The organism is Veillonella sp., from assembly GCF_018381775.1.
In the GTDB taxonomy this organism is placed as follows: Bacteria; Bacillota; Negativicutes; order Veillonellales; family Veillonellaceae; genus Veillonella.
In genome coordinates this window covers 119,478-143,943 of sequence record NZ_JAGZRH010000002.1, presented here as the reverse complement: position 1 = coordinate 143,943, position 24,466 = coordinate 119,478, and the positions used below count along the sequence as shown (strand labels likewise).

At 38.7% G+C, this 24,466-nt stretch carries 23 protein-coding genes; 15 read left to right on the top strand and 8 right to left on the bottom strand.

Annotated features, from left to right (window positions below; all coding sequences use genetic code 11):
- Window positions 1-65: 65 nt before the first annotated feature.
- Window positions 66-725, bottom strand: a complete 660-nt coding sequence (locus KH109_RS01890; RefSeq protein ID WP_295215184.1) for an HAD family hydrolase — start codon at window positions 723-725, stop codon at window positions 66-68.
- A gap of 139 nt (window positions 726-864) precedes the next feature.
- Between KH109_RS01890 and KH109_RS01885 the strand changes: the two genes are divergently transcribed.
- Window positions 865-1,704 (top strand): hypothetical protein, encoded by an 840-nt coding sequence (locus tag KH109_RS01885; protein WP_295215181.1) that lies wholly within the window; start codon window positions 865-867, stop codon window positions 1,702-1,704.
- 314 nt (window positions 1,705-2,018) lie between these two features.
- On the opposite strand, the gene KH109_RS01880 is transcribed toward KH109_RS01885, so the two are convergent.
- Complete coding sequence (locus tag KH109_RS01880) at window positions 2,019-3,326, bottom strand: APC family permease (protein WP_295215179.1); 1,308 nt, start codon at window positions 3,324-3,326, stop codon at window positions 2,019-2,021.
- A 22-nt stretch (window positions 3,327-3,348) separates the two neighbouring features.
- Complete coding sequence (locus KH109_RS01875; RefSeq protein ID WP_295215176.1) at window positions 3,349-4,089, bottom strand: gamma-glutamyl-gamma-aminobutyrate hydrolase family protein; 741 nt, start codon at window positions 4,087-4,089, stop codon at window positions 3,349-3,351.
- A gap of 241 nt (window positions 4,090-4,330) precedes the next feature.
- Here KH109_RS01875 and KH109_RS01870 point away from each other — a divergent pair, with 241 nt between their 5' ends.
- Both KH109_RS01870 and KH109_RS01865 read left to right on the top strand, forming a co-directional pair.
- Complete coding sequence (locus tag KH109_RS01870; RefSeq protein ID WP_295215173.1) at window positions 4,331-5,368, top strand: AEC family transporter; 1,038 nt, start codon at window positions 4,331-4,333, stop codon at window positions 5,366-5,368.
- 273 nt (window positions 5,369-5,641) lie between these two features.
- Complete coding sequence (locus tag KH109_RS01865; RefSeq protein ID WP_295215170.1) at window positions 5,642-6,979, top strand: hypothetical protein; 1,338 nt, start codon at window positions 5,642-5,644, stop codon at window positions 6,977-6,979.
- 116 nt (window positions 6,980-7,095) lie between these two features.
- Here KH109_RS01865 and KH109_RS01860 read toward each other — a convergent pair whose 3' ends face one another.
- The 3 genes from KH109_RS01860 to KH109_RS01850 all read right to left on the bottom strand — a co-directional run bounded on the left by KH109_RS01860 (window position 7,096) and on the right by KH109_RS01850 (window position 10,764).
- Complete coding sequence (locus tag KH109_RS01860) at window positions 7,096-8,652, bottom strand: polysaccharide biosynthesis protein (RefSeq protein WP_295215167.1); 1,557 nt, start codon at window positions 8,650-8,652, stop codon at window positions 7,096-7,098.
- A 3-nt stretch (window positions 8,653-8,655) separates the two neighbouring features.
- On the bottom strand, window positions 8,656-9,585 hold the full coding sequence (gene fba, locus KH109_RS01855; RefSeq protein WP_077708526.1) for a class II fructose-1,6-bisphosphate aldolase: 930 nt from the start codon (window positions 9,583-9,585) through the stop codon (window positions 8,656-8,658).
- 252 nt (window positions 9,586-9,837) lie between these two features.
- Window positions 9,838-10,764 (bottom strand): RluA family pseudouridine synthase, encoded by a 927-nt coding sequence (locus tag KH109_RS01850; RefSeq protein ID WP_295215164.1) that lies wholly within the window; start codon window positions 10,762-10,764, stop codon window positions 9,838-9,840.
- Between the two features lie 173 nt (window positions 10,765-10,937).
- On the opposite strand from KH109_RS01850, the gene KH109_RS01845 reads away from it, so the two are divergent.
- The 12 genes from KH109_RS01845 to KH109_RS01790 all read left to right on the top strand — a co-directional run bounded on the left by KH109_RS01845 (window position 10,938) and on the right by KH109_RS01790 (window position 21,829).
- The gene (locus tag KH109_RS01845; RefSeq protein WP_295215161.1) at window positions 10,938-12,554 is read left to right on the top strand and encodes a WG repeat-containing protein; all 1,617 of its coding nucleotides are present in this window, start codon (window positions 10,938-10,940) and stop codon (window positions 12,552-12,554) included.
- 312 nt (window positions 12,555-12,866) lie between these two features.
- Complete coding sequence (locus tag KH109_RS01840; RefSeq protein ID WP_265138844.1) at window positions 12,867-13,361, top strand: YajQ family cyclic di-GMP-binding protein; 495 nt, start codon at window positions 12,867-12,869, stop codon at window positions 13,359-13,361.
- A gap of 71 nt (window positions 13,362-13,432) precedes the next feature.
- On the top strand, window positions 13,433-14,551 hold the full coding sequence (gene cbiD / locus KH109_RS01835; protein WP_295215156.1) for a cobalt-precorrin-5B (C(1))-methyltransferase CbiD: 1,119 nt from the start codon (window positions 13,433-13,435) through the stop codon (window positions 14,549-14,551).
- Entirely contained in the window at window positions 14,527-15,153 is a 627-nt protein-coding gene (gene cbiE / locus KH109_RS01830) for a precorrin-6y C5,15-methyltransferase (decarboxylating) subunit CbiE (RefSeq protein WP_265138847.1), read from the top strand. Before cbiD ends, cbiE begins: the two co-directional genes overlap by 25 nt.
- The gene (gene cbiT, locus KH109_RS01825) at window positions 15,150-15,737 is read left to right on the top strand and encodes a precorrin-6Y C5,15-methyltransferase (decarboxylating) subunit CbiT (protein ID WP_005386191.1); all 588 of its coding nucleotides are present in this window, start codon (window positions 15,150-15,152) and stop codon (window positions 15,735-15,737) included. Before cbiE ends, cbiT begins: the two co-directional genes overlap by 4 nt.
- A 1-nt stretch (window position 15,738) precedes the next feature.
- Entirely contained in the window at window positions 15,739-16,500 is a 762-nt protein-coding gene (gene cobM, locus KH109_RS01820) for a precorrin-4 C(11)-methyltransferase (RefSeq protein ID WP_295215148.1), read from the top strand.
- A gap of 1 nt (window position 16,501) precedes the next feature.
- Window positions 16,502-17,656: a cobalt-precorrin 5A hydrolase gene (locus KH109_RS01815; RefSeq protein WP_295215143.1), complete on the top strand. Its 1,155-nt coding sequence runs from the start codon at window positions 16,502-16,504 to the stop codon at window positions 17,654-17,656.
- 29 nt (window positions 17,657-17,685) lie between these two features.
- On the top strand, window positions 17,686-18,375 hold the full coding sequence (cobJ, locus tag KH109_RS01810) for a precorrin-3B C(17)-methyltransferase (protein WP_005386203.1): 690 nt from the start codon (window positions 17,686-17,688) through the stop codon (window positions 18,373-18,375).
- Window positions 18,372-19,160 (top strand): precorrin-6A reductase, encoded by a 789-nt coding sequence (gene cobK / locus KH109_RS01805; protein ID WP_295215140.1) that lies wholly within the window; start codon window positions 18,372-18,374, stop codon window positions 19,158-19,160. Before cobJ ends, cobK begins: the two co-directional genes overlap by 4 nt.
- A complete protein-coding gene (locus tag KH109_RS01800) occupies window positions 19,147-19,812 on the top strand; it encodes a precorrin-8X methylmutase (protein ID WP_213467935.1) in 666 nt (221 codons plus the stop codon). The genes cobK and KH109_RS01800 overlap by 14 nt, the downstream gene beginning before the upstream one ends.
- A 239-nt stretch (window positions 19,813-20,051) precedes the next feature.
- Entirely contained in the window at window positions 20,052-21,047 is a 996-nt protein-coding gene (locus KH109_RS01795; RefSeq protein ID WP_295215136.1) for an iron ABC transporter permease, read from the top strand.
- Window positions 21,047-21,829 (top strand): ABC transporter ATP-binding protein, encoded by a 783-nt coding sequence (locus KH109_RS01790; RefSeq protein WP_273299257.1) that lies wholly within the window; start codon window positions 21,047-21,049, stop codon window positions 21,827-21,829. The genes KH109_RS01795 and KH109_RS01790 overlap by 1 nt, the downstream gene beginning before the upstream one ends.
- A gap of 68 nt (window positions 21,830-21,897) precedes the next feature.
- Here KH109_RS01790 and KH109_RS01785 read toward each other — a convergent pair whose 3' ends face one another.
- Both KH109_RS01785 and KH109_RS01780 read right to left on the bottom strand, forming a co-directional pair.
- On the bottom strand, window positions 21,898-22,839 hold the full coding sequence (locus KH109_RS01785) for an ABC transporter substrate-binding protein (RefSeq protein ID WP_295215131.1): 942 nt from the start codon (window positions 22,837-22,839) through the stop codon (window positions 21,898-21,900).
- Between the two features lie 51 nt (window positions 22,840-22,890).
- The gene (locus KH109_RS01780; RefSeq protein WP_295215128.1) at window positions 22,891-23,880 is read right to left on the bottom strand and encodes a sirohydrochlorin cobaltochelatase; all 990 of its coding nucleotides are present in this window, start codon (window positions 23,878-23,880) and stop codon (window positions 22,891-22,893) included.
- Window positions 23,881-24,466 lie beyond the last annotated feature (586 nt).

Here is a 24,466-nt window from a genome sequence, read left to right as displayed (position 1 = left end):
TTGATGTTATTAACTTTAGCGTAAAGCGTATGAATCTTCGTATATACTATGAATCCTTGTATACATTATTTATTTAACTTTTCAATAATGCTTAAAATATCTTCTGCTTTACGGGCAATATGTGTTACGCCTAATTCTTGGTGGAGAGATTCTTCTCTAAAGCCCCATGTAACACCAATACAGAGTAGGCCAGAGTTTTTCGCAGTAGCTACGTCAACTTCAGAGTCACCTACATAAATAGATTCTTCTGGTGTAGAGCCTAGTTCTTTTAAGGCTTGGAGTACCATGTCTGGTGCTGGTTTACGTTGTAACCCAGGTCTTTCACCGATGGCAACAGGTAAGCGATCACCAAAGTATTCTTTATTTAGAGGTGTAACACCTTCTTGGATTTTGTTAGATACGATGGCTAATTTATAACCTTGGTCACGTAATACATCAAGCATATCTAGGATGCCTGGGTAAGGAGCTGTTGTATCTTTTAAATGCTCACCATAGTAAGCTTTGAACTCTTCAATGTATGGCTCTAATTCATTATCTGATACAGAACTTGGTAAACATTGACGCATCAAGTACGTTACTGCATTACCAAGTGCTGCCTTTACCTCTGCTAGAGACTTTTCAGGGAAGTTATGTGTACGTAATACATGATTTACAGCATTCGCTAAATCTGTAGCCGTATCGAGCAATGTGCCGTCGCAATCAAAAACGATGGTTGTATATTTCATGGGAACCTCCGGTGTTAAATCAATATGTACTTTATAAGTATATGATAAATAGGGAGAAAATCAAGAGAATAGCCGTATTAGTTACAATAATTATGTTACAATAGTAGCAGTAATTATTACAGCGTATTGGAGGCGTAGTATGACTGAAATACAAGCTCTTTTATTGATAAAATCTATTCTTGAATCCGCAGATATTCACGGTATCGAATCTTTCTTGGCAGAGGACTGCGAATACATGTCTACTGGTCGTGGTATTATTGGGCGCAATCGTAATGAAACGATTGAGTTCTTGTCATCTATGGCTGAGTCTATCAAGGCAGACAATGTGCCTGTTACCTGTAAGGTGATGCACATTACCGATGTGTATGAGGAGGATTCTTTATTTCACGAGGGCCGTCATGGTTTGACTGTTTCTTATGAAAGCGGCGATAATTACGTGTATATGATTTTTGTAGACGTAAATGATGAGGGCCTCGTAGACCGCATTGTATCTAGTCAGGAAAACTATAGTATTGAGTATGATGATCTTCGCTTTGGTGATGATGAAAGAGAGTATGCCTTTATTTCGGCTCCTACAACTGTAAAAGACTGGCTCACAGCACTTAGCATGTGGCTTGAAACAGCCAATGTTGATGTAGATGATTTCTATCAATATATCGATGAAGACACTCGCGTTGTGTTCCAAAAAGGCGATGCAGAATCTATCACTCTTGAAAGTGGCCTCGATGTAGAGGATTATTTTGATCAATTAATGAATCAACATTTTGATGCGGTTCCTCATATCATTCGTGATGAAGAAGATGGTCTCATTTTGACATATGGTCCTATGAGTGCTATTGCAACTCTTAATGAACAGGGCGCTCTAGCGCTTATTAGTATCTATATCGATACACGCGACGAAGACGAAGCTACTGATGAAGTTGGCTATATCGAAGAAGAACTAACCAAGACAACAACTACTGAAGAAGATCTATTTTAATTAACTCTTTCAGTAAAATGTACTATACTTAGTCTAAATATATATGGTTAGAGAGATACTACCAGTTAAAAGAATTATGTTTAGTCTAACTACATATGATTAATGAGATACTACCAGTTAAAAGTATTATATTTAGTCTAGAAATGTAAAAAACTACCAGTTAATTTCACGTTGTAGTAAATCGACCTCCTGTTATTGAAGATCGGTTTACCAAACAACATGATTAACTGGTAGTTTTAAATTTAATTAGAAATAATTATTTTTAACTGGTAGTATCTCTAAAATAGATATATGTAAGAGAACCAAAAGCTTTTCTACATTTCATCATGGTCTTTAATGAGACCCGCTTTTTTCTTTTTCCAGTAGGAGTAGTAGAATGGCAAGATTACGATACAGCCGCCTAGACCCCATAATAATTGGTTAGTTTGTGCTTGAGCAAGCATCCATAGGGATGTGCCAATGGCGATGACTGGGATTAAGTAGCCCCCAGGGATAGTGTAGGACCGAGCTTTATCTGCCCATTTACGACGGAAGATAATAACAGCCAAACATGTTGGTAGGTATTGTGTAAAACGAGATACCGCACTAATAGCTGCTAGTGTTGTAAAGGAACCAGACCATGCGAGTAATACACTGGCAATAGCGGTAACAATAGCTGCTACATATGGTGCATTGTAACGATTACGTTTAGCTAGAGCACTTGGCAACATACCATCTTCAGCCATAGAGGTAGCCACACGAGGTGCATAGTAAGCTTCTGCAAAGTTGATACCACCCATAGAGATTAAGGTACCTATTAATACGATATACATACCAACAGGACCAACGATTGCATTAAACGCATCTTGTACTGGAGCTTTTGTATTTGCTAAGTCAGTGCCAAGTACACCAATCGATACGGAAAGGATCGCCATATATAGGACAGATACAAGGAGCATACACATGATAATAGCACGAGGTAAATTCTTTTTAGGGTTTTTCATATCCTCTGCAGCAATGGCAATAACTTCAAATCCTGTATAAGCAAAGAATAGAAGGACTGCTGCTTGTGCAAATGATCCATCTACATAGGTGTCTTGAGGAAAGACGGGTGTAAAGTTAGCCCCGTTTATAAAGAAGATGCCAATCGCAATAAATAGAGCAAGAGGGACAAGCTTAGAAAGCGTAATTAAGTTATTAACGAATTTAGATACGTTAACACCAAAGATATTTACAATCGTAAGACCTACGATCAAGATAAATGAAATGACATCTTTTGCAAAATCGCCACTTAAGGCTGGTACTGCAGCACCGAGTGCAGTAGCAAAGCCAACGGCCATCGCGGCCCAGGCAATAACGGTTACAATCCATTTTAAAACACCTACTTCAAAGGCCCAAAAGTCGCCTAATGCGTGTTTTGCATATAGATAAGGACCGCCATTACGTGTGAATAGACTAGCTGCTTCTGCAAAGCAAAGGGCGATACAACCTGCAATAACGGCGTCAAATAATAGGACGCCTAAACTAGCGGAACCAATGATAGAATACGCTTTGTTTGGTAGTAGGAAAATACCAGTCCCTACAATACCATTGATGCCTAGGAGTACAATACTCCAAAAGCCAAATTTTCCTGTTTCTTTCATATTAAAACCTTCTTACTATTTACTATTTAGTTATGTTTTCTCGAGCTGCTGTTACAAAGGCAGCAAATAAATGTTTTGCATTCTCGTCGTTTTCAGACATCATTTCTGGATGGAATTGGCAGGCTACTAACCAAGGATAGGAAGAGTCTTCTAAACCTTCTACAGTACCATCCTTAGCTCTTGCTACCACTTGTAATCCTTTACCAACATGTTTTATTGTTTGATGATGGTGGGAATTTGTAATCCATGTGGAGCGGCCAATTGCACTAGCTAATTTAGATTCAAATTCAATGTCTACTGTATGAGTGCCAAGAGAAGGGGTTTGGTTTTGTGAATGTTTAATCGTACAGTTTTCGTCATACTTCAAATCTTGGTATAGAGATCCGCCACGATATACATTTAAAATTTGAATGCCTCGGCAAATACAGAAGATAGGAATTTGTTTTTCTTCTGCTGCTTTCAGTAAAGCAAAATCGAATTGATCTCGTTCAGGGAATACATCGCCTAGACCTTGCAATGGTTCCTCACCGTAATTAAGTGGCGATACATCATGGCCGCCAGATAATAATAAGGCGTCAAGTTTTGCCACTGTTTCACGGGCTACGTCGAGATTTTTAGTAAATGGAATGATAACTGGAATGCCACCAGCTTCTTCGATAGAGCGTGGATAATCATGATTTACATAAGAACGTAATAAATCTACGTAGGCACCGCCGTTATCTCGTAAAATATTGCCAGATACACCAATGAATGGTTTTGTCATAATATCACCTCATATGTGTAAAAATTTGTACAACTAGTATAGTCTTAGTATATCAAATATTCGTGAATAAATAATACTACTATTGTAATTAATTATAAAACTTATACATACTAAAATATGTTAAGATTGATACATTTTCTAACATTCATATAAGTAAGCTTTGTCGGGAAATTATATTCATATATGTTTTATTAAAAACATGATATGATAGATTACAAATAAACTGTACGGGAGGTTTACTATGGTTTTTCTTACATCCTTACAGAGCATCATACCTATTGTATTGTTGATTTCGCTAGGATATATATTAAAAGGGCGAGGGATGTTTCATCCCATATTTAGTGGTAATCTATCTAGATTTATCATGTCTGTTGCGTTACCAGCCGGTGTATTTGTATCGGTATTGCATCATCTACATACATCGGATTTATGGGACCTTCGATATGGGATGCTAGCCGTTACACTAACCTATGTAATTGCGTATATTGTTGCTTTTATCATGATGAAAGTACTGCAAGTACCTCGAGGTAGGCGTGGTATTTTTATAAATATGGTAGTTAATGATAACTGCTTATTTATTGGATTGCCAGTGCAAATTGCACTCTTTGGGCAAGATGCACTACCGTATTTCCTGTTATATTACATCGGTAATACCATTTCAGTATGGATGGTTGGGGTATTCCTTATAGAATTAGATCCATTACCAAATGCCGAATTAGGTTTTAATACTAGTAAAGCTGATAGTATAAGTCATAGCGCCGTAACTACAGAGACAAAGCGTAAGAAGTTTAAATTTGATTTAAAGAAATTATTACCTCCACCATTGTTAGGGTTCTTTGTAGCATTGATATTCTTATTCTTTGAAATTCCTTTAGCACCAATTTTACATACTACATTGAATTACTTAGGTGATATGGTAACGCCATTATCCTTGATTTATATAGGCATCGTACTTCATGATGCGGGCCTAAAAAGTATGAAGCTCAATAAAGATTCTATTGGCGGCATCATAGGTCGTTTTGTAATTTCACCAATTATTATGTTCTGTGTCATTATGGGATTGCAATATGGAGCAGGTATTGTCCTAGAACCAATAGCGATTATTACATTTGTTGTACAATCGGCAGGTCCCGTTATTGCAGTATTACCAATCGTAGCCAATGAATCGAAATCTGACTTGCCATTTGCTACAGGGCTTGTCATGATTAGTACAATACTATTTGTGGTAGCTATACCGATTATCATGGAAATCCTTACTATGATAGGCATAACAGCATAAAATAAGGAGAAGGTTAATTTCCTTCTCCTTATTTTTATGGTACGGTGTATTGTTACTGTATTACCTCATCTATATAAAAACTTTGTCTCTATAATATTGATACAAGTATAAAGAGTTTATATTCTATAAGAAGTTTCATAAATCTTCTACACTCTATGATTAGCTGTATCAAATAATATATTTATAATTAAAATTTAAATAAAATTGATAAAAATTTAATAATTAGATATAATATTTATAAAATTGAGAGCTTGTATATAGAGGAGAGTATTTATGAATTGGAAACGAGTAATCACTTTAGGTTTTTTAGGCATTACATTAGGTGTGGGGCAGTCGTATGGGATTGATATTAATATTCCCGGTGCTTTTCCTCCTGCATCAGAAGATTCGTATCAGCATTATCGGATTGATCCTAAAGTAACGCGCTTGATGGAACAGAGTATAGAAAAAGAAATACCTGCTATTCGAGCAAAAGATCCTAATTATGATATGTCAAAGTTAGAGTCTGATATTTATGCTACTAAGGAGTTAAATAATGCGATTATGTATTCACGGACAGTTTTAATTTTGCGTGATAATGGGGCAGATTTAAAATTTACAGCCCCTTATGAAAGTGGTATAGGAATTGCAAGATTAGATAATACAAAAGATGTCGTTAGAATGGGACGTATTTTTTCTCGAATTGCTCAATTAGGCTATGAAGTTCGCACTCAACCAAAGGGTAATCTTTGGGAGAATACCAATATTGAATACAGTAAGCTGAATAGTGATATATTGCGTAAAGAATTTGAAGGAAGCAAAGAGGATATACGTCCTGATGGTTCTAAGATGTTAGGTAGTGGCACTTTTGCATATAAAGGTATCGAGAAGGCAACTTGGGATGTAATCAAATATGATTCAGATAATATAACAGGTACATTAAATTTTACACTCCCCACATCACCTACTAGAAGTTATCACATAGGCTATCAGATGAGTGGTCGTTTAAATCATGATGTTTTAAAAGATAATGAACAAAAAATCATGAATGCAACTATGGCACCATTAGTTAATACTATTTTACCTTCTGTCAAACCTGCATCAGCTATTTTAGAAAATACGACTCCAGTTCGTGTAGAAAACTTTACTTTCCAAGTATTTAAAAATAGTAAGCATATTGGTCGTGAGACTCTTAAGAATGGTGGCTATAAGGTAAATTATTCTTCTGGAAATATAAAGGAAGAGATCATTGTTACTCCTTTGTCATCTATAGATAATGTGAAAAAGCAAAATATTTTATTTAACTATTTAAATGATTTTGTTTATACTGAATCGTTGAGTAAAAGGAAACCAATTCAATCGGCTACGGTTTGGAATGATGCTACACCAGGTGTGTATTTAGAGGTTGAAGGAGATAAATACACATTGTTTACTATGACGGTATATGACGAAAATTATCGTTATACATACATGGTAAAGAAACCACATGATATTCATGTAAGTAATTATAAAATTAGAGATATGATACAATATGTGGATAATAAGAGAAATAAAACAAACTATAATAAGATAAAACTAGGTTTAGGTGTACCACCTGATGTTTTTGGTGATACAAAAATTTTCCATAAATAGTATCTATATAGGTAGTATAAAAAGAGGACTGGCTTAAATATGAACTGCAACCCAAAAATTGGAAACAATTTTTGGAGGTGCAGATCAATAAGTCAGTCCTCTTGGTTTTTATATAATTATCTAAAGAATCTACCAATAAGTGGCATGCTGGCACCATCGTTTTTATTAAGTCCTTTTAAAAGAACCATGATAATAACATAGAGCAATAAGCCTTCAATACCAGTGAGTATGAAGTTAGCCCACATAGGTAAGATATTTGTTAAGTAGTGGTAACTCATAAAGATGAGTATACCCATGACACCGGCACTGACCACGTTTTTCCAAAGTAGGGAAATATCGAGGAAGTAGCCAGTGTATTTTTTGATGTAAATCAAGTTGAGTAACGCTGCAAAGCCAATATCAGCAACGGTTGCCCACGCAGCACCGCCGATACCAAGCCATGGGATAGCCGTCAATGTCCAGTTCAGGATGACCTTGATAACTAACGCAATACCCATATTAATTACAGGAATACGCGGTTTGTTGAGACCTTGTAAGATACCTGTTGTTACTTGGTGTACCCCGAGGAAGAAGATAGAGAACGCAGTGATTTGTGTAGCTAACTCTGCCTTAGGTGCATTATAAATCAAGGTAACTGTTGGGGCAGCAAGTACATATAATAGTACCGTAAATGGTACAGTAGCCATAAATGTCAATCTCATGGAGCCCGAGGTACGTTCATAAATACCTTGATGATCGCGTTTTGCAAAGGCATGAGAGATAGCTGGTACAATGCTTGTTGCAAGGGCTGCTGTAATGATGGTAGCCAAGTTGATGAGCGGTACCGCCATACCTGTAAGATAACCGAAGAGCTCTGTTACCTCGTTCATTGGGAAGCCAGCATCTAAGAGACGACGTGGTACGATGAGCAAATCGAGGTTAGCTGTCAGTGGCAACATGATACTTGCTAAAGAAATTGGAATAGACAATGTTAAGAGTCGTGACAAAATTTCTTTAGCTGATTCACGGGGACCATCGTAGCTTTCACCAGTACTACTAGCTTTAGGCAATTTATAGTAATAGTACAAGAGCACCAGGAAGGCACCAAAGGCACCGACACCAGCACCTAAGCTAGCACCACCTGCAGCAGCTGGTAGACCATAAGGTAACAAGATAGCTGCGGCACCGAGCATGACGATAACACGTAACAGTTGTTCTACGATTTGGCTGACCGCCGTTGGCGTCATCATTTCATAGCCTTGGATATACCCGCGGAAGCAGGAAATCCACGTTACAAAGAATACTGCCGGAGCGAGCGCGATGATAGAGTAGTAGGCACGGCTTTCAGCAATGAGACCACTAGAGATCAACCAATCTGCACCAAAGTACATGGCAAGACTGGCGATAAAGCCTGTAATGGTTAACATTGTAAAAGATATATTAAATACTCTCTTAGCACCACCAAAGTCGTGTAAGGCTAATCGTTCTGCCGTCAAAATAGAGATGGCAATCGGCACACCTGCGCTCGAAATTTGTAATAGTAACAAATAGATAGGAAAGGCCATCTGGTAGATACCGATGCCTTCACCACCCAAGATGCGAGATAGAAGAATCCAGTTAATACTACCGATGGCTTTCACTACGAAACCGGCAATGGTTAAAATTAAGGTTCCTTTTAAAAATCCACTAGCCATTGATTATAGTTTGTTGGAAGAACCTAAAACATTTTTAATTTTGTGAGCTACCATGCCTTTAATAGCATCACGAGCAGGTCCTAAGTATTTACGAGGGTCAAATTCAGATGGATTTTGAGCCAAGTATTCACGTACAGATGCAGTCATAGCAAGGCGAAGGTCTGTATCGATATTGATTTTGCAAACTGCCATTTGAGCTGCTTTGCGAAGCATTTCTTCTGGTACGCCTTGTGCACCAGGAATGTTGCCACCAAATTCGTTACATTTAGCTACGAATTCAGGCAATACAGAGGATGCACCATGCAATACGATAGGGAAGTTAGGCAACAATTCACCAACTTTTTTCAAACGGTCAAAGTCAAGGTAAGGGTCGCCTTTAAATTTGTAAGCACCGTGGCTAGTACCAATAGCGATTGCTAAGGAGTCTACGCCTGTAAGGTGTACGAATTCAGCGGCTTGTTCTGGGTCAGTGAAGCGAGCATCTGCATCGGATACATTTACATCATCTTCAACGCCAGCCAAACGGCCTAGTTCTGCTTCTACTACAACGCCATGAGCATGAGCGTATTCAACAACTTGTTTAGTGATTTTTACGTTTTCATCGAAATCATGGTGAGATGCGTCAATCATAACGGATGTAAAACCACCATCTACACAATCTTTACAGATCTCAAAGGAATCGCCGTGATCAAGGTGAAGAGCGATAGGTAAGTTGCTGTCTTCAAGAGCTGCTTCTACGAGTTTTACAAGGTAAATATGTTTTGCATATTTACGAGCACCTGCAGATACTTGCAAGATAAGAGGGGATTGTTCCTCTTTTGCAGCATCTACGATACCTTGTACGATTTCCATGTTGTTTACATTGAAAGCGCCAACAGCATAGCCGCCTTCATAGGCTTTTTTGAACATTTCTGTAGTAGTAACTAATGGCATGTTGTCCTCCTTGGCCATAGGGCCTGTCATATCATGTTATTAATACTATGACTGCTAGTATTTCTAGCGCATATGAGCTAGATAAAAAACTAGTGTTATTGCAATCATATATCAATTCAAGTTAAGTATATCAAGAAACACTATAAAGGGCCAATATTTTTTGTATAACTTATGCATAAATTTCGTCTGATTTTATAGCCCATGTGGGTTAATTTTTATGTATTAGTGTTTAATTAGTAAATATTGATTACCTTAGTAGGTTAGTAATGCCTTCATATCCGATGGTATTGGTGCCTGTAGTTCTAACCATTCATCTGTCATGGGATGGTAAAAGCTAACGCGTGATGCATGGAGCGCTTGGCGTCCAATATAGTTTAAATGACCACCATATAAATCATCTCCTGCAAGTGGATATCCCAGTTGAGATAGATGGACACGAATTTGATGAGTGCGCCCTGTGTGTAATAAACAGCGAATATGAGTAAAACTTTGATTACCTTGATTATTCGTATTTATAGCACTCATGTGAGCTCTGTGGATAATATGGGAAGCAACCACCGTTATATCTGTGCGAGCAGGTTTGCCCTCTTGCGTACAACAGCGCTCAATGATACTGCCTGATTTACGTCCTATAGGCCAATTAATGGTTAAAGCTACAGAGGGAAGTTTTCCCTCAACGATAGCATCGTAACATTTATGGAAGTGTGTATGCTTTTTATCAAATGCATGTTGTACTACTGAAGTTTTAGCAATGATGACAATACCAGATGTATCCTTATCTAATCGGTGTACCGGATGGAAATCATAATGCTGATGAGTTTCTTGGTAGTAATATAGTACTCCATTAGCTAATGTATGATCTCGCACGGTCGAGGTTGGATGCATCAGAATACCTGCCTCTTTATTGATGACTAGAATATACTCATCTTCGTAGACAATATCCAGATTCATAGGGCTTACACTAAATTCTTGATCTGGTGTCAATTTCATAACGAGATGATCCCCACCATGCACCAATGTATTCCAAGTGGAAGGGGTACCATTGACCGTTATGATACCGTCATTTCGCAAACGTCGCCTCATACGTTGTGAAATATGTTGTTGTTTTATAATATGATTCATAGACTGCGTATGTACGTCAGAATCTACAATCAAGTCGATTATCTTTGCTGTTTTCATAGCTTTTATTATATCAAATAAATAGTAAATGAAGAATTTTTCATCCTTTGTTGTTTTTCTAAAGGTCTATATAGTATAATTTATATTAATAAAATTTATATATTTTTAATATATAGATTTGGTATCGATATTATTGTTTTGTACCTAAGTTTAATTTGTAAAAGGAGAGGTTTATGAATCTTAACAAGAAATCCTTATTAGTCGCTTGTGTGTTGGCGGCTATGTCTACAAGTGCTTTCGCAGCATCTACAACAACATCTACTACTAGTACAACAGTGACGAATCAAGATACACCAACATCTACTAGTACACGTGTGACTCGTGAGCAACATAGTTCTACTGTATCTACATCTACAACAACGACTACAGAAAAATCTACAAGTCGTTCTAGCAGTACTTCTGTAGGCGTAGGTGTGGGTATTGGTAGACTTGATACTTTTGTACCTATTTCTGGTGCTGTTAAAGAGCCGCCAGCTGCTGTAAAAAAAGCTATGAAGGTATTAAAAGACGATTCCTTACTACAACAAGGCTATTTAGGGCTTGTAAAAGAAAAGGGTAAATGGGGTATCGTAGGTACTAATGGTCAAGTTGTACTAGCTCCAGCCTATAAATCCATAGATGCATCTAGTAAAAAAGACGGTACGTTCTTTGTTGAAGAAGGTAAAAATAAAATCTCTCACATTAAAGCAAATGGTACTGTATTAGAATCTGGTAAAGAGGCACAAGAAGCTTTATATAGTAGCCTCAATGAAAAAAATACGGCTGTTAAAGAGTTAAATGACTTTGATCCTAAAACTGTTAGCCAAAGCTATCCAAGTGATTCTTATGTAGCTTTCACAGAAAAAGGTAAATTAGGATTTAAAGATGCTAGTGGCAATGTAGTAATTCAGCCTCAATTTAAAGCGTTATCCGATGTAGAAACTAAATTTAGTGAGGATCGTGCCTTTGTAAAAGCTAACGGTAAAGTAGTAGCTATCGATGGTAAAGGCACTGTACTGTTTAATGCTCCATCTAATGAAGTATATCCATATAAAAATGGTTTGGCTGAATTCCGTCGTAAGGTAAGTCACTTTGGTCTAGGTGGTATTTTAGGTCTTGTAGGTATGGGCTACTTATATAATCACGGTGGCGTATATCTTGATGGTCTTGGTGGTCTTGTTGATGATGGCATGAAACGCGGCTATATTGATCGTAATGGCACTGTTGTAATCGATAGTAAAAACGATTATGTATATCCTATGGAAGAACATGGTACCTTGGTTCGTAATGAAGGTAAATTAGGCTTTATGAATCGCCAAGGCCAATATGTAATTCAACCTGGCAACTATGAAGCTGGTACAATCGACGTAAACAATGTATTGTTAACATTGAAAAACAAAGATACTAATAAATATGGTATTTTTGATATGGAAACAGGCAAACAAGAGGTGCCATTTAAATACGATGCTATAGACTTTGTAGGTGAGCATGAAATGTCTGTTACTAACGATACAAATCGTTATGTAGTAGATATGGCAACTGGTCGCGTTATCTATAAAGGCGATAAATCTATGAACGTAAAAACGTTCCTTGGTGATACGTATACATGGGTATATAACAAAGAAGGCAATTATAAGATTCTATCCCTTGATGGTACGGTGACAGAAACTCCAGTTATGAAAGATATTTCTGGTACTGGTAGCTTCTCTCATGGTTACAGCCCAGTAAAAATCAAAGGTAAATGGGGTATCATCAATGCTAAAGGTGAGCTAGTAGTTCAACCTACTTATGATGAAATTACAATTTTATAATGATAATGTTAAGACTGCACTTGTAAGAGTGCAGTCTTTTTCTATTCTTAAGTATATCCTGATTATATGTATAAATTTTTTGTATTAATCTATATATTTATTCAATAGATATTCACTGGATAATCCTCTTATGATTAATAATAGTTATAATTAAAAAAATCGATTTACCTAGAAAATAAGCCTATTATAAGGTATAATTATAGAGATATATTCCGATTTGGTGTACATTTACACTTTCACTTGGAATATGAGGATGATGAAAGTAATGCTATGAACCCCATGCCCAATGGGTTCAGGTGTAGGAGGTATAAAATGGCTAAAGATTGTTCCTTTGACGTTGTGTCCGAAGTGGATATGCAGGAAGTAGATAATGCGGTAAACCAAGCGAAAAAAGAGATTGGTACGCGTTATGATTTCCGTGGTTCTAAAGCGGAAATTAGTCTTGAAGGTGACACTATTAAAATCATCGGTGATGATGAATATAAATTGAATGCCATTATCGATGTATTAAAAGGCAAAATGGTTAAACGTAACGTAGCGATTAAAAATCTTGACTACGGCAAAATTGAACCAGCTGCTGGCGCTACAGTTCGCCAAATCATTACTATTAAAAAAGGCATTACAAAAGAAAATGCTAAAGAAGTAGTAAAAGCAATTAAAAACATGAAAATTAAGGTACAAGCATCTATCCAAGAGGATCAAGTGCGCGTATCTGGTAAGGATAAAGACGATTTGCAAGCAGTAATCCAAATGTTAAAACAATTGGATATTCCTGTAGAATTGCAATTCGTTAACTTCCGTTCCTAATAACATATGTCCATAAGATAGGGTTAGTTTGATTCCTTGGAGTCGCTAACCCTATCGGTGTAGGAGGCCTTATGAGAGTAGAGGACATGAAGGGTGGCTATACCACAGGTTCATGTGCTACGGCAGGTATGAAAGCTGGTTTATTAGCCCTCTTAGATAAGAACATTGTGGACCAAGTGGTCATTGAAAATCCTCAAGGTCAGTATATTGAGGTGCCTATTAAAGCCGTAGAGGTTATATCCGATACAGAGGCTAAGGTAACCGTTATGAAAGACGGCGGCGACGATCCAGATGTAACCCATGGTAATGATGTGGAAACGACGGTGACCCTTGATGATACTGGTGAACTACGATTCCGAGCGGGCTTTGGCGTTGGGACGGTAACTAAACCGGGCCTTGCGATGCCGCCTGGAGAACCAGCTATCAATCCAGGGCCTCGTACGATGATGAACATCGTTTTTGAAGAGCATTGCGTACATGGTCAAGGTGTAACGGTAACGGTGAGCGTGCCAAACGGTATGGTCTTAGCTAAGAAAACGTTAAATCATACCCTGGGTATTGAAGGTGGTATTTCCATTATCGGTACTACAGGTATCGTTAAGCCTATGAGTGAAGAAGGGTTCAAAAACTCGTTAGTGCCTCAGCTAAGAGTTATGAAAGCCAATGGTTGTGAAACGGCTGTTCTTGTGCCGGGACGTATTGGTCAAGATTTAGCTGAACAAGTATTAGGTATTCATAAGAACCAAATGGCCGAAACGAGTAACTTTATTGGCTTTATGCTGGAAAAAGCCGTTGAAATTGGCTTCAAGCGTATCTTGATCATCGGTCATATTGGTAAGCTCATAAAATTAGCTAGTGGTAGTTTCCATACCCACAATCGCATGAGTGATGGACGCATGGAAAGTATCGTGGCCTACGCTGCTTTAGAAGGGGCATCTCAAGCGGTGTGTGAAGAGTTATTTAATTGCCAAACCACAGAGTCTACGTTCCCTATTTTAGAACGAGAAGGACTGACTGGCGTATACCAACGTGTTGTAGATCGTGCATCGTTACGTAGTGAGCGATATATTGCTAACGAAGCAGAGATTGGCATCATTATTACCACCTTAAAAGGTGAGATTTTGGCAATGGATAAGCATGCAAAAGAGATAGGAGAGCTTGAACAATGGCACATACCTTGTATATCGTAGGCATTGGTCCGGGTAATCCTGATTATGTGGTGCCTAGAGGCCTTAATTTAATTAAACATGCTACAGTATTGGTAGGTAGCGAACGGGCCCTAGAGGACTTTCAAGAGCCTGGCCAAATTACATATCCTGTAACAGGTAAGCTTAGCTTACTGGCTGAGCAAATTGAGCGTGAGCTCAACGACCATGATGTGGTAGTTATGGTAAGCGGTGACACAGGCTATTATAGCTTGTTACCGTATTTGAAAAAGAAATTTACTGCTAACCCTATTGAGGTGGTGCCAGGCATTAGTTCTATGACCTTTGCCTTCGCTCGACTCAATGAGGTGTGGCATGATGCGGATTTAATGAGCTTTCACGGTCGCCAACCGGCACCAGAGAAACTCGTATATGAAGCAGGTAAAAAAATGGGGTTCTTGACGGATCCTGAATATAATCCAGCGCATATTGCGCGTATTTTAATAGATGCAGGTTGGCCAAAAGAAACGAGAGCGGCAGCCCTTGAGCGTTTGAGCTATGATGATGAAAAAATCGTAGATTCCACGTTAGAGGTGTTAACTGAGCTTGAAGGCTTTGGTCATTCTGTAATGGTGGTACTAGGATGAGACATTTTTTCGGAATTCCTGATGAGGAATTTATCCGCGGCGACGTGCCGATGACGAAATGCGAGATTCGCAAAGCCGTTATGAACGAGGCGCGTATCGAAGAGGATAGCATCGTCCTTGACGTTGGTGCTGGTACAGGCTCTATTTCTATTGAAGCAGCCTTGGCCGCGCCTAAAGGACATGTATATGCGATTGAGCGCTTTGATAAAGGCATCGACCTTATCAATGAAAACATGAAGAAATTCAATGTAAATAATATGACGGTTATCAAGTCCAAAGCTCCTGAAGGCATGGAAGAATTGCCTGACCTTGATGCGGTTATCATCGGCGGTAGTGCTGGCGGTATGACGGGCATCATGGATGAGGCGCAACGTCTATTAAAAATTGGCGGTCGTTTAGTTGTAACGGCAGTAACGATGGAAACTGGTTATACAATCTTAAAAGAGTTGAAAGGTCGCCCTTTCACCTATGAAGGTTACCAAATGTCCATCAGTCGTTATCGCAAGGCTGGTCCATATCATTTATTAGACCCATTGAGTCCAATTTTCATTGTATCTGCAACGCGTATCGCAGAAGGAGAGTAATATGGTTGACGTACATATTGTAGGCGCAGGCCCTGGGAATCCCGAGTTAATTACTCGCAAAGGGTATCGATTAGTGCAAGAGGCAGACGTTGTTATCTACGCTGGCTCCTTGGTAAATCCTGCCATTTTAGAGGCTTGTAAACCAAGCTGTGAAATTCATAACAGTGCTACTATGAACCTTGATGAGGTGTTGGCTGTTATGAAAGCTTCTGTTGAGGCTGGTAAAAGCGTAGTCCGCCTTCACACAGGTGACCCTGCTATTTACGGGGCTATTCAAGAGCAAATGGATGCACTGGCTGGCATGGGTATTTCTTATGAAGTCGTGCCAGGTGTAAGTTCTTTCCTTGCTACAGCAGCGGCTTTGAAACAAGAATACACATTACCTAATGTGTCCCAAACAGTTATCATTACGCGTATGGAAGGCCGTACACCGATGCCTCCAAAGGAAAAATTGCGCATGTTAGCAGCTCATGAAGCGACAATGTGTATTTTCCTTAGCGTTCAAATGTTAGATAAAGTAGTGGCTGAACTCATTGAGGGCGGTTATGACAAAACGACTCCAGTGGCTATCGTCGTAAAAGCGTCTTGGCCTGATCAACGCATTATCCGTGGCACATTGGAAACCATTGCGGACATCGTAGCGAAAGAAGGCGTATTGCGCCAAGCTATGATCGTAGTAAGCCATGTATTAGATAGTGAATACGAATTATCTAAATTGTATGACAAAGGCTTTGCTCACATGTACCGCAGTGCTAAGGACTAGTATGATGAAAGCACTAGAAACTAGTGTGCCTTTGACTGTTACTAAACCCAAAAAGAATAGAACCGCTATTCTATCCGTTTCAGAACGAGGCGCAAAGCTAGGTCAACGCATCAGGTCTTTGGTGGCCCCTCATGCGGATTGCTTTGAAAAAGAAAACCGTCCTTCTGGTGGCGAGGCTGTCTATTTTGATTCCCTTAAAAACCATATGGGGCAGATTTTCAAGGATTACGACCAAGTACTATGTATTATGGCACTCGGTATCGTAGTGCGCATGATTGCACCATATATTGAGCATAAATCTAAGGATCCTGCGGTAGTCGTTATGGACGAAGTAGGACACCATGTGATTAGCTTATTATCTGGTCATCTTGGGGGCGCCAACGAATGGACGCAGTCCATTTCGCTGGCCATCGATGCGGACCCCGTTATTACAACCGCTACGGATGTAAACGGATTGCCAGCGCCTGACGTGTTGGCGCGCCATGAGCATCTGTTGGTGGATGATTTTCAAACCTTAATCAATGTGAACTCTGCCATCGTTGGGGGAGAGCGTGTTGATTATTATATCGATGCTAGCTTAGCGAATGCAGAGCATTTAGAGAAAACTACAAAAGCTCATATTGGTGAACATGGTATTGTTCACGTTGTTTCTTTGGATCAACTAGATTCTATTCCATGTAAGAATGAAAGCACTGAGGACGGTGCTTCTCGCGTAGTCATTACGGATAAAGTCATTACTGAGTATGGTCACCAATTGATTTTGCGCCCTCGTACCTATACGATGGGCATTGGCTGTCGTCGAGATACGCCGAAGGAGTTAATCCTTGACGCCATACAACAGTCGCTAGCAGCGCATAAGCTTTCACCAAAGAGCCTTGTAACGGCAGCATCGGTCATCGTTAAACAAGATGAGGTAGGCCTCTTAGAGGCGATGCAAATTATGGGGTGGCCTATCGTGTTCTATACACAGGACGAGATGGCACCACTCATTGAAGAAGAAGAATTAAAAGAATCTAATTTTGTAAAAGGAACTATAGGAGTAGGAAACGTATGCGAGACAACGGCATTACTAGCGGCCAAGAGCCGAACATTAATACAGCACAAAACAATTTATCCCAAAACAACGGTAGCCATTGCACAGGTAACATCAAAGTAATCGGTATCGGCCCTGGCGATGAAGAGTTTATGACGCCTCAAGCGCGCGAAGCTATCTTAGCTGCTGACCGCGTTGTAGGTTATTTGACATACCTCGACTTGATCAAAGACCTTATCGTAGGTAAAGAAACTGTAGGTACTGCGATGATGCAAGAAGTTGATCGTTGCCAACAAGCCGTTGATTTAGCGGTAGAAGGTCATCAAGTAGTTGTAGTATCCTCTGGTGACTCCGGCGTATATGGCATGGCAGGTCTTGTGTTAGAACTTGCTAATAAAGTGCCAGCAGAAAAACGTCCTTCCGTAGATATCGTACCTGGCCTTAGTGCTGTAAACGTTGCAGCATCCGTATTAGGTGCACCATTGATGCATGACTTTGCAGTTATTTCCTTGAGCGACTTGATGACGCCATGGGATCTTATCAAAAAACGTGCAGACCTTTGTGCACAAGGTGATATGGTTATCTCTTTGTACAACCCACGCAGTAAAAAACGTGTTACACATTTAGATGAAGTTCGCGAAATCGTTCTTAAATACCGCGACCCTAAAACACCTGTTGGAATCGTGCAAAAAGCAGGTCGCCCAGGTCAACATATGGTAATTTCTGACCTTGAAAACTTCACTAACGAAGAAGTAGATATGCAAACACTTGTTATCATCGGTAACAGCCAAACCTATGTTGAAAATGGTCGCATGATTACACCTCGAGGCTACAAATTATGATTTGGGTCATTGCCGGCACTTTGGATGGTCGCACCTTAGCGGTAGAAATCCAAAAACGAACTGGTGAAGATGTGCTTGTTACGGTTGTTAGTCAATATGGTGCAGAGCTTGCTGCTCATAAAGGTATTACCGTACATACGGGCCGTCTTGACCAAGAGGCGATGCAAAACTTGATTAAAGAGCACAATGTGCGCCTTTTAATCGATGCAAGCCATCCGTATGCTGCTATTGTTACAGCTACGGCTCAAGATGCAGCAAAAGCTGAAGGTATTCCTTTTGTTCGTTTCGAACGTAAAGAAGTGCCATTACCAGACTATGATAAATTACATATCGTAGTGGACGAAGTAGAGGCAGCCAATCTAGCAGGCAAATTAGCAAAAGAAAATAATAACCATGTGTATTTGACTACTGGTAGTAAGACAATGCACATCTTTGCTAAATCTGAAGCCTTACAAGACTGTGAAGTATGGACACGTATTTTACCTACCGCAGAGGTGTTACAAATGATGGAAGACCTCAATGTAAGTCCAAAGCGCATCGTTGCAGTGCAAGGTCCATTTTCTTACGATATGAACCGCATTATGTTCCACGATACAAAGGCTAGCGTTGTAGTTATGAAAAACTCTGGCCTTGTAGGTGGTGCTGATACAAAATTACAAGCAGCCATGGATCTTGGCATCCATGTTATTGTTATCGATCGTCCACGAGTTAAGATTGAAAGCCACGTGGTATCATCGAATGATGAATTTTTCGAATTATGGGAGGACACTAATGGATTACGTTAAAAATCCTAAAGCGATTGAAGATAAAAGTATGCAAATCATTTACGATTATGTAAAAGATTTAGGTTTAACAGATGATGAAGTACGCGTAGTATCCCGTACTGTACATGCTTCTGGTGACGTTGAATACGCTCAACTCGTAAAAATGAGCCCTGATGCTGTTCAAAAAGGTATCGAAGCATTGGAGAATGGTGCTAATATTTACACTGACGTAGAAATGGTTCGCACAGGTATCTCCAAACCAGCTCTTAAAATTCGTGGTAACGAAGTACACTGCTTGATTAAAGATGAAAACGTAGCTAAAATGGCTAAAGAATTGGGTGTAACACGTTCTATCGCGGCTATGCGTACATTTGGCAAACAATTAGAAGGCCAAATCGTAGCTATTGGCAATGCTCCTACTGCATTGTACGAAGTATTGCGCTTAGCTCTTGAAGAAGGTATTAAACCAGCTCTTATCATCGGTATCCCTGTAGGCTTCGTAGGCGCTGCAGAATCCAAAGATTATTTGATGGAAGTATCCCCAGTTCCTTATATCACTGTAAAAGGTAACAAAGGTGGTAGCCCAATTGCTGCTTCCGTATGTAATGCATTGCTTTACACAGATGTAAAACGCAATGACATGCTTTTTGTAGAAGGTAAAGAATCTAAATAATACAAAACCCGAATCGTATTTTTTGTAGTTCTGCGATTCGGGTTTTACTGTATATTTTAGATACTACCAGTTAAAAGTAATATTTCTTCTAGCAATAGTGTGCTCTTTTCTTAGATACTACCAGTTAAAAATAAATATTTTTAATTGGTAGTATCTGTAAAATTGCTGTTACTAGGTTTAAAATATAGAATTTTCAAAATGACTTATTTTGTATATGAAGATATGGAGAGGGGGTTCGTATGGAGTCTATTAATGAACGAAAGGCCTTTCGTTTATCTGTTATCATTGTTTTACTTATTGCAGTGATAGCTTGTATGATTATATCTCTTATCTGGGGTTCTACACCTGTATCGCTAGCAGAGATATGGAGAACGTTATGGTCTGATGAATTAACAGATACGGCTTCACAGATTATTTGGAATATTCGTTTGCCCCGTAATATTGTGGCTGCTTTGGTAGGGGCCTGTCTTGCAGTATCGGGGGCTATATTACAAGCGGTTATGAAAAATCCCCTAGCGGATCCACAAATTGTAGGGGTATCCTCTGGTGCAGGACTAGCTGGTGTTATCATATTTATTTTATTTCCTGGGTATGATCATATAGTTCCTTTAGTGGCCTTTTTAGGTGCTATGGCTGCAGCACTTATGGTGTATGCATTAGCATGGAAAAATGGAGTGCGACCTAGTCGTATTATCTTAGCTGGTGTTGCGGTCGCAGCCTTTTTAGGCTCAGGTATTTCAGCACTACTTGTATTCTTCGGTGATCGTGTACAAGGGGCATTGCTTTGGATGGTAGGGGGACTCGCTGCACGCAGTTGGCCTCAGGTAGAAGTGCTGTTTCCATATGCTGTAATTGGTCTTATTTTTGCCTGTTTAGGAGCTAAACGACTTACCATTTTAAGTTTAGGTGATGAAACTGCAAAAGGATTAGGCCTTAAGGTAGAACAAACACGGTTTATTATGACTGCAGTGGCTGCTCTTTTAGCGGCTGGTGCTGTAAGTATAGCTGGGCTTATCGGATTTGTAGGTTTGGTTATTCCCCATATGTTACGTCTTATAATCGGTAACGACTATGCATATTTACTGCCTGGATCCGCATTACTAGGTGCACTAGTTCTTGTTGTCAGTGATACAATAGGACGTGTTATGTGGAGCCCTATAGAGGTACCAGTGGGCATTATTATGGCATTTTTTGGAGCGCCGTTCTTCTTGTATCTGTTGAGGAGGGATAACTAATGAATACCGCTATTGATGTAAAACAGTTATCCGTAACTCTTGGTAATCGTCATATTCTACATGACATTAATGTATCGGTTCCTATCGGTAAAATTACGACATTAATAGGGCCTAATGGTTGTGGTAAAAGTACGCTTTTACGATCTATGATCGGGTATATTTCTAGTCCTAGTGAGTGTGTAACCATCTTTGATAAGCCATTATCCTCTTATTCACAAAATAAACTGGCTCGTCAAATGGCATTTTTGCCACAAGTACCGAATATGCCAAAGGATATGACTGTAGAAGAATTGGTATATTGTGGACGGTATCCATACCAAACGTGGTGGAAAAACACGGCTAAAGAAGATCGTGAAATTGTTGATTATGCATTAGACATTACAAAAACGAATCATTTGAGAGAACAATTAATCCCATCCCTATCTGGTGGCGAACGGCAACGCGTTTGGATTGCTATGGCGCTAGCACAGCAACCAAAATTATTAGTATTAGACGAACCAACAACATATTTAGATATTAATCACCAATTAGAAATTATGGAGTTATTGAAACGCTTAAATAAGGAACAAAATTTAACCGTTCTCATGGTACTTCACGAACTAACACAGGCGGTTCAATATTCACATTATATGGCTGTTATAAAAGAAGGCCATTTAGTAACCTCAGGAGAAACAAATAAAATAATATCAGATGAGTTGTTTAGAGATGTTTTCTCTGTAGATGTACAACTTGATACATTTGATAATAAAAAATATGTGCGTGTAAAAGGATTAGTTGAGTAGCTTGATACTAATAGAAAAAGAGGGCATTCCCTATTTGGGGGATGCCCTCTTTAGCATGATGCAATATGTTAGAATGTAACATTAATACCGTATGCTTCTTTAACTAAACGTGCCATAGCTTCAGGTGTTTGTAGACCTGGGTTTAATAGGAATAGTTTAGATGGTAAATATATTACGCGGTTATTTTGTACAGCTTTTAAATTAGCCCATGCAGGATTATCTGTCATAGCTTGTTTCATGGCTTTTGTAATTTCTTCTTCTTTGCCCATTGTAACAACAAAGATAATATCAGGATTATCTGCCGTCAATGTTTCAAGAGAGTAAGGGACAGTTTTATCCTTGGTTGTACCTTCTAGGTGGGAGGCAACAACATTTGTCATACCTAGTTCTTTTACCATAGATGCAGTCACTGCTTCATCAGTTTCGGCAGTTACACCTTTCCCTGTGGCACGTAATACGGCAACACGTGCAGGCTGTTGATTTTTAACTGCATCTTTTACCTTGGTGATATTGCTTTCATAGGTAGTAATAACAGATTTAGCCTTGTCTTGATGATTGGTTAACTCGCCAAGGAATGTTAACATTGGTACATTATCTTTAATACCATCGTAATCAAAAAGTACGGTTGGAATATTATTAGCTTGTAATTGGGATTCATATTTTTTATGTTGATTTACTAAACCCAATACCACATCTGGCTTCAAGCCTAATAGTTGTTCCATGTTGATATTTGCAGTTTGACCAAGAGCGGGTAGAGCTTCTAATTCTGGGGGTAATTTATCCGTTGTATTGGCACGGCTAATGGCTTTACCATCGACAGCATAAAGCATAGATAAAACAGAATTAGATAATACAGCAATTTTTTGTGGATCCTTTGGTACAGTATAGGTTTGACCATTAAAGGTCAATTCCTTCGTAGTAGCAGAAGAGCTGGATGTGGTTTTACCACACCCAGCTATTGCTAGTACAACCATGACCAAAGCGAGACTACAAAGTAGTAGTTTTTTCATGATGTACTCCTATGTACGTTATATAACGATACTAGTTAAATTATGGATTGATTATTTTTGTAAAGCGCCCCAAGATTCGTTTGCACGTTCAACAAATAAGTTACGGATATTTTGGTTTTCACCTAAACCATGAAGGTAAGTATCTACTTTGAAGCCTTCTTTTTCAAGGATGGATTTATGGGAATCTGGTTCAGCACCAGCCATGTCATTGTTAGCATGGTCGCCTGCAACCATCATGAATGGCATCAATGTAACGTGCTTAATACCATGTAATTTTAATTGAGGGATAACTTGTTCAAGATTTGGAGTACCTTCTACAGTGTAGACAAATACATTTTTCAAGCCAAGAGTATGGATGCGGTCTTGAATTACAGAATAGTAAGCATTTGCAGGATCTGGAGTACCATGAGCCATGATAAGAACAGCATCTTCTTTGCCTACTTTAGGGAATTGAGATTGTACAGCCTTAATTGTTTGAATAACTTCATCAGTTTGGCCTTCTTGACCCATCCAGTACATAAGAGGAGTGCCAAGTGTCATTTTTTTGAAGTTATTTTTGTAAAGGTTATAAACAGCTACATCATAGTTGTATTCCATGCCAGGGATAACATCCAAGGATGTCAAAGCTACGCGAGAGTAACCTTCAGATTTCAATTGGGCTAATGCTTCTTCAGGAGTTGGGTATGTAATACCTTCTTTTTGTTGGATACGGTCACGGATAATGTGGCTTGTGAAAGCTGTTACTACTTTAGTATTAGGGTGAGCTGCTTGAATAGCATCTACAGTAGCATCAATTGTTTTAGCACGAGTTTCTTTATAAGTTGTACCAAAGCTCATAACTACGATAGCATCTTTGTTTTGAAGATTTTGAAGTTCTTTAGTTTCATGTGTGCGAACACCAATAGTAGATGCTTCTTTTAATGCAGGTGTAGGATCTTTTACTTCTTCATTTAATTGATATGCAGCATTAGATACAACAGGTGCACCAAAGGATACTGCAAGACCTAGAATAGCGGATGCTAAAGCTAATTGTTTTTTCATTTCTATACTCCTATCCAAAACTAAAACTACAGGGATATGCAATTATTTACATAATTTTAATATATTGAAAAATGTAGATTTATTGCATATATATAACCTTAAGCCAATCGTAACAAAGGGTAAAAGAGGTGTCAATAAACCCTATACCCCTAGAAGTATAAGAAAAAATAAGGAGTTTTAAGAAATTAATGTGATGAATATAGTATGGTAGTAGATTTTATAATTATATTCTTTTTGGTTATATGGATATGAATATGTGAATACATGAGTAATTTTATTTGATCTTTATTTAGGCATATTTTGATGGGACCCCATAACATTACTACAAATATATTAAAAATGATGCCCTATACTTGTTTGCTCCTCGTTCCTGATGTCGCTACACAAGTACAGAGCATCATTTTGTGTATCTTGAAGTAATAGTGTAATGTATATATTAAATAGATTAGAGTACTATGATTTTAAATTAGTAGGGTAGATATGTTTGAGAATATTCTAATTGGTCTCTTTGGCTTATTAATGGTGAATTATCTCGTCATTATAGCTAGGCAACGAATAGTTAAAATTGTAATTGGTATCTTAGGGA